Annotated in this window: 16 protein-coding genes; 8 read left to right on the top strand and 8 right to left on the bottom strand. The window is 64.2% G+C overall.

Annotated elements, in window-relative coordinates; all coding sequences use genetic code 11:
• Positions 1–18: 18 nt before the first annotated feature.
• The 5 genes from LB543_RS12215 to LB543_RS12195 all read right to left on the bottom strand — a co-directional run bounded on the left by LB543_RS12215 (position 19) and on the right by LB543_RS12195 (position 3,178).
• The gene (locus LB543_RS12215) at positions 19–453 is read right to left on the bottom strand and encodes a nuclear transport factor 2 family protein (protein WP_224614272.1); all 435 of its coding nucleotides are present in this window, start codon (positions 451–453) and stop codon (positions 19–21) included.
• On the bottom strand, positions 450–1,094 hold the full coding sequence (locus LB543_RS12210; RefSeq protein ID WP_224614271.1) for a carbonic anhydrase: 645 nt from the start codon (positions 1,092–1,094) through the stop codon (positions 450–452). Before LB543_RS12210 ends, LB543_RS12215 begins: the two co-directional genes overlap by 4 nt.
• Before the next feature lie 146 nt (positions 1,095–1,240).
• Positions 1,241–2,032 carry a DUF429 domain-containing protein gene (locus LB543_RS12205; RefSeq protein ID WP_224614270.1) on the bottom strand — a complete coding sequence of 264 codons (792 nt, stop codon included), beginning with the start codon at positions 2,030–2,032 and terminating at the stop codon, positions 1,241–1,243.
• Positions 2,029–2,913, bottom strand: coding sequence for a pyridoxal kinase PdxY (gene pdxY, locus LB543_RS12200; RefSeq protein ID WP_140761637.1), 885 nt, complete (start codon positions 2,911–2,913; stop codon positions 2,029–2,031). The genes LB543_RS12205 and pdxY overlap by 4 nt, the downstream gene beginning before the upstream one ends.
• Before the next feature lie 13 nt (positions 2,914–2,926).
• Positions 2,927–3,178, bottom strand: a complete 252-nt coding sequence (locus LB543_RS12195) for a hypothetical protein (protein ID WP_224614269.1) — start codon at positions 3,176–3,178, stop codon at positions 2,927–2,929.
• Between the two features lie 163 nt (positions 3,179–3,341).
• Between LB543_RS12195 and LB543_RS12190 the strand changes: the two genes are divergently transcribed.
• The 5 genes from LB543_RS12190 to ppa all read left to right on the top strand — a co-directional run bounded on the left by LB543_RS12190 (position 3,342) and on the right by ppa (position 7,033).
• Positions 3,342–3,980, top strand: a complete 639-nt coding sequence (locus LB543_RS12190; RefSeq protein WP_140761642.1) for a LemA family protein — start codon at positions 3,342–3,344, stop codon at positions 3,978–3,980.
• A gap of 178 nt (positions 3,981–4,158) precedes the next feature.
• Complete coding sequence (locus tag LB543_RS12185) at positions 4,159–5,010, top strand: TPM domain-containing protein (protein ID WP_224614268.1); 852 nt, start codon at positions 4,159–4,161, stop codon at positions 5,008–5,010.
• Between the two features lie 9 nt (positions 5,011–5,019).
• Positions 5,020–5,658, top strand: a complete 639-nt coding sequence (locus LB543_RS12180) for a TPM domain-containing protein (protein WP_224614267.1) — start codon at positions 5,020–5,022, stop codon at positions 5,656–5,658.
• 143 nt (positions 5,659–5,801) lie between these two features.
• Positions 5,802–6,308 (top strand): GNAT family N-acetyltransferase, encoded by a 507-nt coding sequence (locus LB543_RS12175; protein WP_027146749.1) that lies wholly within the window; start codon positions 5,802–5,804, stop codon positions 6,306–6,308.
• A 191-nt stretch (positions 6,309–6,499) separates the two neighbouring features.
• Positions 6,500–7,033, top strand: a complete 534-nt coding sequence (gene ppa, locus LB543_RS12170; protein WP_140503932.1) for an inorganic diphosphatase — start codon at positions 6,500–6,502, stop codon at positions 7,031–7,033.
• Positions 7,034–7,042: 9 nt separating this feature from the next.
• Here the strand turns inward: ppa and LB543_RS12165 are convergent, their stop codons facing one another.
• Together LB543_RS12165 and LB543_RS12160 are read right to left on the bottom strand one after the other, a co-directional pair.
• Positions 7,043–7,636, bottom strand: a complete 594-nt coding sequence (locus LB543_RS12165) for a hypothetical protein (protein ID WP_224614266.1) — start codon at positions 7,634–7,636, stop codon at positions 7,043–7,045.
• 44 nt (positions 7,637–7,680) lie between these two features.
• Positions 7,681–8,298 (bottom strand): TetR/AcrR family transcriptional regulator, encoded by a 618-nt coding sequence (locus LB543_RS12160; RefSeq protein ID WP_224614265.1) that lies wholly within the window; start codon positions 8,296–8,298, stop codon positions 7,681–7,683.
• A 72-nt stretch (positions 8,299–8,370) separates the two neighbouring features.
• Between LB543_RS12160 and LB543_RS12155 the strand changes: the two genes are divergently transcribed.
• Complete coding sequence (locus LB543_RS12155) at positions 8,371–9,654, top strand: MFS transporter (protein ID WP_224614264.1); 1,284 nt, start codon at positions 8,371–8,373, stop codon at positions 9,652–9,654.
• A gap of 311 nt (positions 9,655–9,965) precedes the next feature.
• Here the strand turns inward: LB543_RS12155 and LB543_RS12150 are convergent, their stop codons facing one another.
• A complete protein-coding gene (locus LB543_RS12150; RefSeq protein ID WP_140761663.1) occupies positions 9,966–10,247 on the bottom strand; it encodes a hypothetical protein in 282 nt (93 codons plus the stop codon).
• Between the two features lie 198 nt (positions 10,248–10,445).
• On the opposite strand from LB543_RS12150, the gene typA reads away from it, so the two are divergent.
• Together typA and LB543_RS12140 are read left to right on the top strand one after the other, a co-directional pair.
• Positions 10,446–12,275, top strand: a complete 1,830-nt coding sequence (gene typA, locus LB543_RS12145; RefSeq protein WP_027145159.1) for a translational GTPase TypA — start codon at positions 10,446–10,448, stop codon at positions 12,273–12,275.
• A 15-nt stretch (positions 12,276–12,290) separates the two neighbouring features.
• Positions 12,291–12,500, top strand: a complete 210-nt coding sequence (locus LB543_RS12140) for a hypothetical protein (protein ID WP_140761666.1) — start codon at positions 12,291–12,293, stop codon at positions 12,498–12,500.
• Positions 12,501–12,505: the final 5 nt, after the last annotated feature.

The following is a 12,505-nucleotide window of genomic DNA, read 5'->3' as shown; positions in this document are numbered from 1 at the left end:
GCCAGTTGGCCGCTCCGCTCAGTAGCCCTCGCAGTTTTCTGCGATCGCGGCCTGCGATCTGGCGGTGATGCGGTTGTCGCTCACCGCGAAGGTTTCCTGCATCAGCATGTCATTGTGGGGGAAATCGTAGCAGGCGATCACGGTGGTGACCCCGCCTTCGCTCTTCTCGATGCGGTGCCGGATAGCGGCCCCGGCAACCGCGCCTTTCCATTCGTCGAGCGAGGCGATGAATTCCTGCTTGCTCTGGACGACGCCGAGATCGTCGAGCTTGATGCGGACGTCGTCGGCGAGCAGGTCCGCCAACTCGGTGCGATCGGCGACCAGCAGAGCCGAATACCAGCGGCTGATGATGGCGCGGTCATCGGCGCCAGCGGCCATGATCGCCAACAGCGATAAGGCTGCCGTGAAAACGACCGGCCTGACGTCCATCAGCGGGCGCGCCGCCCCCTTCATTCCAGCACCGGCCGCTCGAAATCGCCGGTCTCCTTGTTCATCACCCAGAGCTCGCCGGTCGAAATGTCGAACCAGGCGCCGTGCAGCGACAATCGCCCCTTGCCCTCGAGGATCGAGACGCAGGGAAAGGTCCTGAGATTGGCGAGGGAATAACGGATCGAGATGCGCTCGAGTGCCGTCTGGCGTTCCGTCGCCGTCATGAAGGTGCTCGCCGACACCGTCTCGGCGGCCGGCGCGATCAGGCTCATCCACTTGCCGATGAAGTCGCCGGGCGACAGCGGCGCGGCGTTGGTGTCGAGCGCGGCGCGGATACCGCCGCAGCGGCCGTGGCCCATGACGACGATGTTCTTGACCTTGAGGCTCTGCACCGCGAATTCGAGCGCCGCCGAAGTCGAATGGAACTCGCCGTCCGGTTCGTAGGGCGGCACCAGATTGCCGACATTGCGCAGCACGAAGAGCTCGCCGGGGCCGGCGTCGAAGATCGCCTCGGGCGCTGATCGCGAATCGCAACAGGCGACGATCATGGTCTCGGGCGCCTGGCCTTCGCGGGCGAGCTCGCGATAGCGGCCGCTCTCGGTGGGGTAGCGGCCGTTCATGAAATTGCGGTAGCCGGCGAGGAGATGGTCGGGAAGATGAGGCATGGGCGCCTAAGGCCTTTCCGGTTGGAGGCGGCAGCTCGTTGCGATCGACGAATGGCTCTAACGGTAAAAGCCCGCTGCGAGCAATGCAGAATTGCGGGGTCTGGTCATAAATGCCATGCGCCAAAGCGGGACGCCCGCCGACTTTGTCACGCCCAGATGGCGACCGGTATGCCAAAACCGTCAGCGAGCGGCGGGTTGGGAAACGGTTTTGCTTCGCCGCCGGCGATGCGGCCGGCGATCAGCATCATGGCCGCCGCGTCGAGGAAATCGTCGGCGGACGCACCACGTGGCGGCGGCTGGTCGAGGAAGTCCGTGTCATAGCCGTGCCGGCAAAGCAGCGCTTTGCGTTCAGCCATGCCGGCCGGATTGACTTTTCCTTTGATCTTCTTCGGCAACAGCATGGCCTGATCGCCGTTCAGACGGCAGAAGGCGACTTCCGGATGCGATTCGAAGACGCGACCGCGCAGCTCGGGCCGCGCGATCAGCAAGGCGTCGATCTCGCGGATTTTCGAGAAGATGCCGAAGGCCTGAATGGAAACGCCGCGCGGTGGATCGGATGTGGTCCTGGCCACGTCGCTTGCTCTGATATGTGCCGCGTACCAGGCTTCGGTCGTGGTGAAGCCGCTGGTGTCGGCATAGAGCGCGGCGCGGGACGGGATCGAAAAGACGCTGGACTGGCGCGCGCCGAGCAGCGGCCGCACCAGCGCCTCCGGTCCGCGTCCGCCCTTTTGCGAAAATTCCGGTAAACCGATCGGCATGTCGACGGCGACGATCGCGTCATCGGGGACCGCCGCCAGCAGGGCAGCGAAGGTGGGGAAGACGTCGACCGAAGGCGCGGCGTCGGGGTTACGAGGTGTCGAACCGAATTCGCGCAGCACGGCGATCCAGCCGGCCTTGCAGCCATCGACGCCGACGAGCACGACTTTGGCCGGGGTCACGCCCGGCGGTCCCGCCCCGGATGCGTGAGGTGGCGCAGCTGGACCATGGCCATCGGGTGCGACAGGCTCTGCGCATCGGTTTCGAGCTGCAATTCGTCGCCGCCGCGTTTTGCCGTGCGCGCCAGGATCTCGTAGACCGCCGCCGTCGTCGACTGCAGCGCCTTGATCGCCGGCTGGCCGGACAGGATGCGCGCCAGGTAGACCGCTGCGGTCAGGTCGCCCAGGCCGTTCGGTGGCTTGTCGATCAGGCGGTGCTCGGCCAGCAGCGCCTGGGTGCCGTCGAGCAGCAGATTGCCGGTGCCGCCTGAAATCATGGATGGCGCCGAGGTGACCAGCATGGTCGGCGGTCCGGCATGGAGTGCCGCCGAGATCACCGATTTCAGGTCGGGCAGCGGCGCGCCGGCCATCCATTCCAGCTCATAGCGGTTGGGGGTGGCGATGTCGGCGATCGGCATCAGCCGGTCGCGCATGGCGGCGGCGGTGGGCTCGGGCACATAAAGGCCGCCGGAATCGCCCATCACCGGATCGCAGATATAGATGGCATCGGGCGTCCTCGCCTTGACCGCGGCGACCAGCGAGGCGACCGCCTCGGCCTGGCCGGGCTCGCCGAGATAGCCCGACAGCACGGCGCCGACCTCACCCAGCCACGGCGCGCGCTCCAGATCGGCCATCAGCGCCTTGAACTGGTCGAGCGGCGGCACGATGCGGGTCGCCCGGCCATGGCCGGGATGCCAGGGCAGAATGATTGTCGGCACGGCCCAGACCGGAAAGCCCAACGTCTCCAGCGCGAAGACGGCGGCGCGGTTGCCGACGGAGCCACGGGCGACATGGCTGGAAATGACGATGACCGCGCGCGGCGCGTCGGTTTTTTCGGCGCTCATTGTTTTTTGATTCCTAGCGGCCCCGGGTGAGGAAAAGCACGAGCCAGACCATCAGGCCCAGCGCCAGAAGCAGGCCTAGTATCCTGCCAACGCGCGTGCCCCAGACTTCGATCGGGTCCGTGCGGTCGGCATCGGCCGCCGAGACATGGTCGCGCATGCCTTTCGTCGTCCGTGCCACGAAAGAGTTGCCGGCCGGATCGGTCTCCTGCGCGACGCGCTGGAGGATACGGCGCGATTCGCTGTCACTGTCCTGGCGTCGCGCCATGATGATGTCCCGTTCTGATCGGACCTTATCGCGTTCGCGCGGCCAATCACAGGGCCTTGCGCGGCACGATATACGCCGAGCCTGCTGCAGGGGTCGGGGCCGTTTTCTTGCGCGCCGATTGTGGTAATGCTTCGCCTGCAACTTCTATCGAGGGACCCCCATCATGCTTGCCCAGCGCCTTGCTCGACCATCGCCATTCCGCACGCTGCCCGCCTTCCTGATGATGGCAATCGTGCTGCCGCTGCTTGCCGGCTGCGGCTACAACACGATCCCGACGGCGGAAGAAAACGCCAGGGCGGCATGGAGCGAGGTGTTGAACCAGTATCAACGCCGCGCCGACCTCATCCCCAATCTGGTCGAGACGGTCAAAGGCTATGCTTCGCACGAAAAGGACACGCTCGACGCCGTTGTCCAGGCGCGCGCCAAGGCGACACAGATCACGGTGACGCCGGAAACGCTGAAGGATCCGGAAGCGCTCAAGAAGTTCCAGGATGCCCAGGCGGGGCTGACCAGCGCGCTGTCGCGGCTGATCGCGGTGTCGGAGGCCTATCCCGACCTCAAGGCCAACCAGAATTTCCTGGCGCTGCAGGCGCAGCTCGAAGGCACGGAGAACCGCATCGCGGTGGCGCGGCGCGACTATATCCAGGCCGTCAGGGACTACAATCTGACGCTGAGGACGTTCCCCTCGGTGCTGTGGGCGACGCTCTGGTTCCGCGGCAATCAACCTTTCGCGAACTTCACCGTCGACGAAGACAAGATGCAGGTGCCGAAGGTCGATTTCGGCACGAAGCAGGGCGGGTGAACGGCGAAAAGTCATCGGAATAAATTCCGCGAAAAGACGGATCGCTGGCATGCAAACACCCCCCTCTGTCCTGCCGGACATCTCCCCCTCAAGGGGGGAGATTGGCAGCTTTGCGGTCGGCTCCCAGTCTCAAACCTTGACGATTGGCGAAACCCTGGATGACATCCAATCTCCCCCCTTGAGGGGGAGATGTCCGGCAGGACAGAGGGGGGCGCTACGGAACACCTACCTTTCCTTTCTTGGCCTTCTTGCCAGCATACTCTTCCTCCCCCTAACCGCCTTCGCCGCCGATCTACCGGCGCTCACGGGCCGCGTCGTCGACAATGCCGGCATCATCGATGCCGCGACCAAGGCGGCGCTGACGCAGCAGCTGGCGGACTTCGAAACCAAGGGCTCCGACCAGATCGTCGTCGCCACCATCCCCAGCCTCGGCGGCGAGGAGATCGAACCCTACGCCAACCGGCTGTTCCGCTTCTGGAAGCTCGGCCAGGCCAAGAAGAACAACGGCGTCCTGCTGCTGGTTGCGCCCAACGACCGCAAGATGCGCATCGAGGTCGGCTATGGGCTGGAAGGCACGCTGACCGACCTGCACACCAAGCTGATCATCGAGAATGACATGGTGCCGGCCTTCCGCGCCGGCGATTTCTCCGGCGGCATCTCGAAGGCCGTCGACGACATGATCATGGTGCTGGAGGGCAATCCGGAGGAGCTGGAGGCGCGCGGCAAGCGCAACGAGCAGGCGCCGTTCAATTCCGACGACCTGTTCTTTGCCGTCTTCATCAGCATCTGGGCGATCATTTTCTTCGGCAGCATCGCGGCCTCGGTCCTGCCGCCGATCTTCGGCCAGAAGCTCGGCCCCGGACGTTATCGCTGGCTCGGCATGACCTTCGAGCCGCACCGGCGGTCGTCCGGTGGATGGTCGTCGGGTGGTGGTGGCTGGTCGTCCGGCGGGGGCGGGTTTTCAGGTGGCGGAGGCTTCTCCGGTGGCGGCGGCTCGTCCGGCGGTGGCGGTTCTTCGGGAAGCTGGTGAGACAAGATCATGGCAACACGACCGATCAGCCCGCAGGATCATGAGCGCATCGCCGCTGCGATCCGGTCGGCGGAATCCAGGACCGACGGCGAGATCTATTGCGTCGTGGCGCATGCAAGCGATGGCTATTTCGCCCCTGCGGCCTTGATGGCGACGCTCGGCATGCTGGTCGTCAGCCTCGCGGTTGCCTATGGGCTGGAGGCCTGGTGGCTCGCCATCCGCCTGCCGCATTTCGTCATCGCTGAGTTGCTGGCGCTGGCCTGCGTGCTTGCCTTGCTGTGGACGCTGCCCGGCCTGCGCATCCATATGGTGCCGCGGCGGCTGCGCTATCAGGCCGCGCACGCCAATGCGGTCAAACAGTTCCTCGCCCGCAACGTCCACCGCACCACGGCGCGCACTGGCGTGCTGATCTTCGTCTCGATCGCCGAGCGCTATGCCGAGGTGGTCGCCGATTCAGGCATCGACGCCAAGGTCGGCCAGCATGTCTGGGACGGCGTGGTGCGCGATCTGACCGCGCATGCCGGCGACGACCGGCTTGCCGACGGTTTCGTCAAGGCGATCGAGCAGGTCGGGGCGGTGCTGGCCGAGCACTTCCCGGTCACGCCGGGCGATACCAACGAGCTTGACGACCATCTGGTCGAAATCTGAAAGCTCGCCTGCAACCGCTCCTCAGCCGGATTCCTGACAGGCTTTACCGGATGTCGCCAGCGTCATGATCGTCTGTGCGTAAGCGGACCATCGGTCGCCCCGACTCTTGCAATCGGGCAACGCGGGTTTATGGTTAACAAATCATGAATACGCTGACGATCGACATTCGGAAGGCAGACCCGCGCGATGCCGGCGCCATTGCCGAGGTGCACCTGGAAGCCTGGCGCGGCGCCTATTCCGGTATCATTCCGCACCGTACTCTGACGTCGATGATCAACCGCCGGGGAGCCGATTGGTGGGCGAATGCCATCCGCCGCGCCGCCACCGTGCTGGTCGTCGAGATCGGCGGCAAGATCGCCGGCTATGCGACGATCGGCAAGAACCGCGCCAAGGAGCTCAAGCAGCAGGGCGAAATCTACGAATTGTACCTGCGCCCGGAATATCAGGGCATCGGGCTCGGCAGGCGGCTGTTTTCGGCAGCCAGGGCACGGCTTGCCGACCATGGGCTGAAAGGCATGGTGGTGTGGGCGCTGGAAGACAACCAGAACGCACTGGCCTTCTATGCCGGGGCTGGCGGCCGCGACATCGCCGAAGGCGTCGAGATTTTCGAGCAGAAGGCGCTGAAGAAGGTCGCTTTCGTCTGGGAGTGACCGCCGGGGGATGATCGGGGAAGGCGAAGCCCCCGACTCACGCAAAATCACGGCGCTGAAACATCTTGTGCCGATGATTGAACGCGTCGAACGCCATCGCATCTCGCGGGATGCATTTAAGCACCATTCGCCGCATTGCACCATTTTGCGCCGCCCGCTATCTCCTGCCGATCGAGAGAGGGACAAAAGCCATGCGCATCGAAGCCATAGCCACTGGAAAGAATCCGCCTGACGACGTCAACGTCATCATCGAGGTGCCGATTGGCGGCGAGCCGATCAAGTACGAGATGGACAAGGAGGCCGGCACGCTGTTCGTCGACCGCTTCCTGCACACCTCGATGCGTTATCCCGGCAATTACGGCTTCGTGCCGCACACGCTGTCGGGCGATGGCGACCCGATCGACGTGCTTGTCTGCAACACGCGCGCTTTGGTGCCGGGCTGCGTCATCAACGTGCGGCCTATCGGCGTGCTGATCATGGAAGACAATGCCGGCCAGGACGAGAAGATCATCGCGGTGCCGTCGCCAAAATTGACGCTGCGCTACGAAAACGTCACCGAATACACGCAGCTGCCCGACATCACGCGCCAGCAGGTGCAGCACTTCTTCGAGCACTACAAGGATCTCGAGCCCGGCAAATGGGTCAAGATCGAGGGCTGGCACGATTCCAAATACGCCAAGAAGATGATCATGGACGCGATCGACCGGGCAAAGGCGAGCAAGTAGCTCGAGCGGTCAGTTGTCGACCCGGCCGAAAGCCGGCACGTTGCCGACCACCACGCGCTTGTCCTTGCCGCAGGCAAAGCCTTTCGCCTTTTCATCGGCGATCTTGCGCGCTTGGTCGTTGGCAATGGGGTTGCCGGTGGCCAGCACCAGGCCGACGGTGCAGCCGTCACGGACGTCCATCTGGGCGACCTTGGCGACGAGCAGCACCTCGGTCTTCTTGGTCTCGTCCTCGGGATTGCTGATCGAGCGGCGGTGGATGACCGCGAATGGCACGGCCTTGTCGCCATTGGTTTCGATGCGCCACTCGACCTTGGCCCCGGACGAATTGAAGGCCGAAAAACTCTCCCAGGCGGACGTCATGTCGCCGCCGGGCGGAAAACCGTAGAACAGCGATTCGCGGGCATCGTCATATCCGATCAGCACGGAATAGCCGCGATAGCCGGAGCAGGCGAGGTCGGCCCAGTCGCCGTCGCCCTGCTCGGCCTGCGCATAGGTCACACAGTCCTTCTTCCAGTCGAGGTCGGTGTAGGCGCTGGATATCTCGCCGGCTTGTGCCGCCTGGCAAAGGCCGGCGAAGGTGAGCGGGATCAACAGGCTTCGCATCGCGGAGATCTCCGTTGGAGGTCGTCCCAGCGTATCGCCAATGGCTATTTCTTCAAGCTCGCTTCGATCAGCAGGTCGGCGTTGCGGGCAACCGACTGTGCCGGTCCGCCGAGGCCGAACAGCTGGCCGCTGATATAGGCGCCTTCGATGAGCAGCAGCAGCCCGTCGCCCAGCGTGTCAGGGTCCTGCGCGCCCATCGCAGCCGCCATGGCGCGCAGGCGGCGGCGCAATTCCTGCTTGTTGGCCTCGCTGACGACGCGGGCCGGATGGCTGTGATCGGGATATTCGACCGCCGCATTGGTCATGCCGCAGCCGCGATAGTCCGCCACTTGCGTTCGCTTGCCGATGCGGGTCAGGAAAGCCTTGATCTGCGCGCGCGGGTCGCCGGGATTGGCGGCAACGGCCTCATCGAAACGCTCCCAGTATTCAAGATCGTATTGCCTGAGGTAGGAGGCGGCCAGTTCGTCCTTGGAGGGAAAGCTGCGATAGAGGCTCGGCTTGGTGACGCCGGCGCGCTTGACGATCTCGTCGACGCCGATCGCCCTGATACCTCGCCGGTAGAACAGGTCATAGGCCACATCGAGGATTTTCTTGGCAGCCTTGGGTGGTGCCGATGCATGACCGTCGCTGATGGCCAGTTCAATATTTTTGTCGGTTGGCATCACGGGACTCGATTGACAATGTTACCGATCGGTACGTATACATTCCCATCCTGCAACGTACCGGTCAGTAACATGATAGCTCAATCCCGTCCATTTGGCCAGCGCTACGCTTTCGTCGTGGTCGGTGTCATCTTCCTCTGCCTGCTGATCGCGGCCGGCCTGCGTTCCGCGCCTTCCGTCATGATGCTGCCGCTGGAAAACAGTTTCGGCTGGCGGCGCGACATCATTTCGCTGGCCGCGGGCGTCGGCATCCTGCTCTATGGGCTGACCGGTCCGTTCGCCGCGGCGCTGATGGAGCGCATCGGGCTGCGCCGCACGCTGCTTGCATCGCTGGTGGTGATGTCGGGTTCGACCGCGCTCAGCCTGATGATGACCAAGCCCTGGCATCTGTTCATCACCTGGGGTGTTTTTTCCGGTATCGGATCCGGCGCCGTCGCCAGTGTGCTCGGCGCCACGATCGTCAACCGCTGGTTCAAGACCAATCGCGGCCTTGTCATGGGGCTGATGTCGGCCTCCAGCGCCACAGGCATGCTGGTCTTCCTGCCGCTGATCGCTTCGCTTGCCCAGGCTGGCGGCTGGCAGCCTGTCGTCATCGCCGTCGCGATCGCCACAGCGGCGCTGATCCCTCTGGTCTGGCTGCTGGTGCCGGAGCGCCCGGCCTCGATCGGCATGGTGCGCTATGGCGCCGAGGCGGATGATGTGCCGCCGGTGTCGCCGGCCTCGCAAGGCAATTTCCTTGCGCATACGCTCAACACGCTGCGCCGCGCCGCCGGCACGCGGGTGTTCTGGTACCTGTTCGCCACCTTCTTCGTCTGCGGCTTCACCACCAACGGACTGGTCGGCACGCATCTGATCGCGTTCTGTGGCGACATGGGCATTGGCGAGGTGCAGGCGGCAGGCCTGCTGTCGATGATGGGCATTTTCGACCTGATCGGCACTACGCTGTCGGGCTGGCTCACCGACCGCTACGACCCGCGCAAGCTGCTCGGCGTCTACTATGCCATCCGTGGCCTGTCGCTGATCTACCTGCCCTATTCCGGCTTTTCGGCAACCAGCCTGATCATCTTCGCCGTGCTCTACGGCCTCGACTGGATCGCCACCGTGCCGCCGACGCTGCGGCTGGCCAACGAAGCCTTCGGCGACCGCAGCGGGCCGATCGTGTTCGGCTGGATCGTCGCCGGCCACCAGGTGGGTGCCGCCACCGCCGCGGCCTTCGGCGGCACCATGCGTGAACTGCAGGGCAATTACGAACTGGCGTTCCTGATTGCCGGCATGACCGCGATCGCCGCCGCCTGTATTTCGCTCCTGATCAACACCAGCCGGCCGGCCTTCGATCCGGAACCGCAGGCCGCTTGAGGCGCGGCAGGCGAATTTGGCGATCTCCCCACTTGTGGGGGAGATGCCCGGCAGGGCAGAGGGGGGCGCTGTCCCGCCGACCTTTCTCAACAAACCGCTGGATCGGCTCAGCGTCTTGTAGCGTAACCGAGCCGACCGAATTTCCTGCTGCTACACGATTTTCCTGCAAATGTTCCGAAGGGCGCCGACGCAGGTTTTCAGCGCCGGCAAAACTCAAAGGGTGGTGCTCTACGGCGCCCCCCCCTCTGTCCTGCCGGACATCCCCCCCACGAGGGGGGAGATTGGCAGCGGCGCGGGCAGCGCGAGGCGTCTCAGTCGGGGTAGCAGACCATTGGAATGTGGGGCCAGACCGCTGTGTCGCAGCTCGCGCTGGCCTGTCTCTGCTTGAAGGCGGCGCTGACCGGGCCGGTCACCATCGGGTCGACGCCGTCGGGCGCGTCGGCAAAGGCCTGCTGCGCGGAAGGCGCATCAGCCGGCAGGACGGACCGCGCCTCCTTCAGCGTCGCGGCCGATTGCGCGGCGTTGGCCGCCAGCAGGACGGCAAAGGCTGCGGACGCGATCAGCGGCCAAAATCGGTTGAGTTTATCGGTCATGACGTTCGAACTGTCCGGGCCCTGAAAAGGTTCCCGCCTTGGTTAACAAAATCATTTCACACGCAGATGCTTAAGATTTGATGAGTATTTGGTATCGCGCGTCCCCTTTCGCAACTGCGAAAAACCCTGTATGAGCCGCGCAACCGAAAGAGGCAGCGCCTTTGGCCTGCTGCCTGCAACGCTTCCGAGACCAGAATCATGAACCTCCGTAATATCGCGATCATCGCGCACGTCGACCATGGAAAGACCACCCTGGTCGACCAGCTTTTGAAACAGTCCGGCTCCTTCCGCGACAACCAGCGCGTCGCCGAGCGCGCCATGGATTCCAACGATCTCGAAAAGGAACGCGGCATCACCATCCTGGCCAAGGCGACGTCGGTCGACTGGAAGGACACCCGCATCAACATCGTCGACACCCCCGGCCACGCCGATTTCGGCGGTGAGGTCGAGCGCATCCTGTCGATGGTGGATTCGGCCATCGTGCTGGTCGACGCCGCAGAAGGCCCGATGCCGCAGACCAAGTTCGTCGTCGGCAAAGCGCTCAAGGTCGGCCTGAAGCCGATCGTCGTCATAAACAAGATCGACCGTCCCGACGCGCGCCATGTCGAGGTGGTCAACGAGGTGTTCGACCTGTTCGCCGCGCTCGACGCCACCGACGAGCAGCTCGATTTCCCGATCCTCTATGGTTCGGGCCGCGACGGCTGGGTGTCGGAAAACCCGGAAGGCCCCAAGGACCAGCAGCTTGCGCCGCTGTTCGACCTCGTCATCAAGCATGTGCCGGCGCCGACCGTCCATCCCGGCCCGTTCCGCATGATCGGCACCATCCTGGAAGCCAATCCCTTCCTCGGCCGCATCATCACCGGCCGCATCGAGAGCGGCACGCTGAAGTCCAACCAGGCGGTCAAGGTGTTGCACAATGACGGCACCCAGATCGAAACCGGCCGCATCTCCAAGATCCTCGCTTTCCGTGGCCTCGAGCGCCAGCCGATCGAAGAGGCGCAGGCGGGTGACATCGTTGCCATTGCCGGCCTGTCCAAGGGCACCGTCGCCGACACGTTCTGCGACCTGGCGGTGACCGAGGCGCTGCATGCGCAGCCGATCGACCCGCCGACCGTGACCATGTCCTTCCTGGTCAACGACAGCCCGCTTGCCGGCACCGAAGGCGACAAGGTGACCAGCCGCGTCATCCGCGACCGGTTGCTGCGCGAGGCCGAAGGCAATGTGGCGCTGAAAATCGAGGAATCGCCCGACAAGGATTCGTTCTTCGTCTCCGGCCGCGGCGAATTGCAGCTCGCCGTGCTGATCGAGACGATGCGCCGCGAAGGTTTCGAGATCGCCGTCTCGCGTCCGCGCGTCGTCATGCAGAAGGGTGAGAACGGCGAATTGCTGGAGCCGGTCGAGGAAGTCGTCATCGACGTCGACGAGGAGCATGCCGGCGTCGTCGTGCAGAAGATGTCGGAGCGCAAGGCCGAAATGGTCGAGCTGCGGCCCTCCGGCGGCAACCGCCAGCGCATCGTCTTCCACGCGCCGACACGCGGCCTGATCGGCTACCAGTCGGAGCTTTTGACCGACACGCGCGGCACCGCCGTGATGAACCGGTTGTTCCATGCCTACGAGCCCTACAAGGGCGAATTGCCCGGCCGCACCAACGGCGTGCTGATCTCCAACGAGCAGGGCGAGTCGGTCGCCTACGCCATGTGGAACCTGGAAGATCGTGGCCCGATGGTCATCGATCCGGGCGTCAAGGTCTATCAGGGCATGATCATCGGCATCCACAGCCGGGACAACGACCTTGAAGTGAACGTGCTGAAGGGCAAGAAGCTGACCAACATCCGCGCCGCCGGCAAGGATGAAGCGGTCAAGCTCACGCCGCCGATCCGCATGACGCTGGAGCGCGCGCTGGCCTGGATCCAGGACGACGAGCTGGTCGAGGTAACGCCGAAGACCATTCGCCTGCGCAAGCTCTATCTCGACCCGAACGAGCGCAAGCGCTTCGAGAAGTCGTCCAAGGCGGTCGGCGCGGCGTAGGGGCCTACCGTGCAAATGAGCGGCAAACTCGTCACGGCTGTCGTATTCGACAATCAACCGGAGGCCGAAGTTTGCGTGTCGATGCTCAGCGCGTATGGGATCTATGCTCTCGCGAATCGCATTCTCGACACGAGTAAGCAAGGCCTGGTCCATGTGCAGGTCGTCGATAGCGATCTCGAAGCGGCCAAGGGGTTGATCAGCCCGGTTCCAAAAGCGAGCGACTGACCCCT

This window comes from Mesorhizobium sp. ESP7-2, from assembly GCF_020164715.1.
Taxonomy (GTDB): Bacteria; Pseudomonadota; Alphaproteobacteria; order Rhizobiales; family Rhizobiaceae; genus Mesorhizobium.
Note: the sequence above shows the minus strand (reverse complement) of the source record. Positions and strands in the feature narration are given on the sequence as shown.

Coding starts and splice junctions, on each gene's coding strand:
- typA (WP_027145159.1), top strand. CDS start 10,446: ATGAACCTCCGTAATATCGCGATCATCGCGCACGTCGACCATGGAAAG.
- LB543_RS12195 (WP_224614269.1), bottom strand. CDS start 3,178: ATGGCGCGACGCCAGGACAGTGACAGCGAATCGCGCCGTATCCTCCAG.
- LB543_RS12165 (WP_224614266.1), bottom strand. CDS start 7,636: ATGCGAAGCCTGTTGATCCCGCTCACCTTCGCCGGCCTTTGCCAGGCG.
- pdxY (WP_140761637.1), bottom strand. CDS start 2,913: ATGAGCGCCGAAAAAACCGACGCGCCGCGCGCGGTCATCGTCATTTCC.
- LB543_RS12215 (WP_224614272.1), bottom strand. CDS start 453: ATGAAGGGGGCGGCGCGCCCGCTGATGGACGTCAGGCCGGTCGTTTTC.
- LB543_RS12140 (WP_140761666.1), top strand. CDS start 12,291: ATGAGCGGCAAACTCGTCACGGCTGTCGTATTCGACAATCAACCGGAG.
- LB543_RS12150 (WP_140761663.1), bottom strand. CDS start 10,247: ATGACCGATAAACTCAACCGATTTTGGCCGCTGATCGCGTCCGCAGCC.
- LB543_RS12190 (WP_140761642.1), top strand. CDS start 3,342: ATGCTTGCCCAGCGCCTTGCTCGACCATCGCCATTCCGCACGCTGCCC.
- LB543_RS12155 (WP_224614264.1), top strand. CDS start 8,371: ATGATAGCTCAATCCCGTCCATTTGGCCAGCGCTACGCTTTCGTCGTG.
- ppa (WP_140503932.1), top strand. CDS start 6,500: ATGCGCATCGAAGCCATAGCCACTGGAAAGAATCCGCCTGACGACGTC.
- LB543_RS12180 (WP_224614267.1), top strand. CDS start 5,020: ATGGCAACACGACCGATCAGCCCGCAGGATCATGAGCGCATCGCCGCT.
- LB543_RS12210 (WP_224614271.1), bottom strand. CDS start 1,094: ATGCCTCATCTTCCCGACCATCTCCTCGCCGGCTACCGCAATTTCATG.
- LB543_RS12160 (WP_224614265.1), bottom strand. CDS start 8,298: ATGCCAACCGACAAAAATATTGAACTGGCCATCAGCGACGGTCATGCA.
- LB543_RS12175 (WP_027146749.1), top strand. CDS start 5,802: ATGAATACGCTGACGATCGACATTCGGAAGGCAGACCCGCGCGATGCC.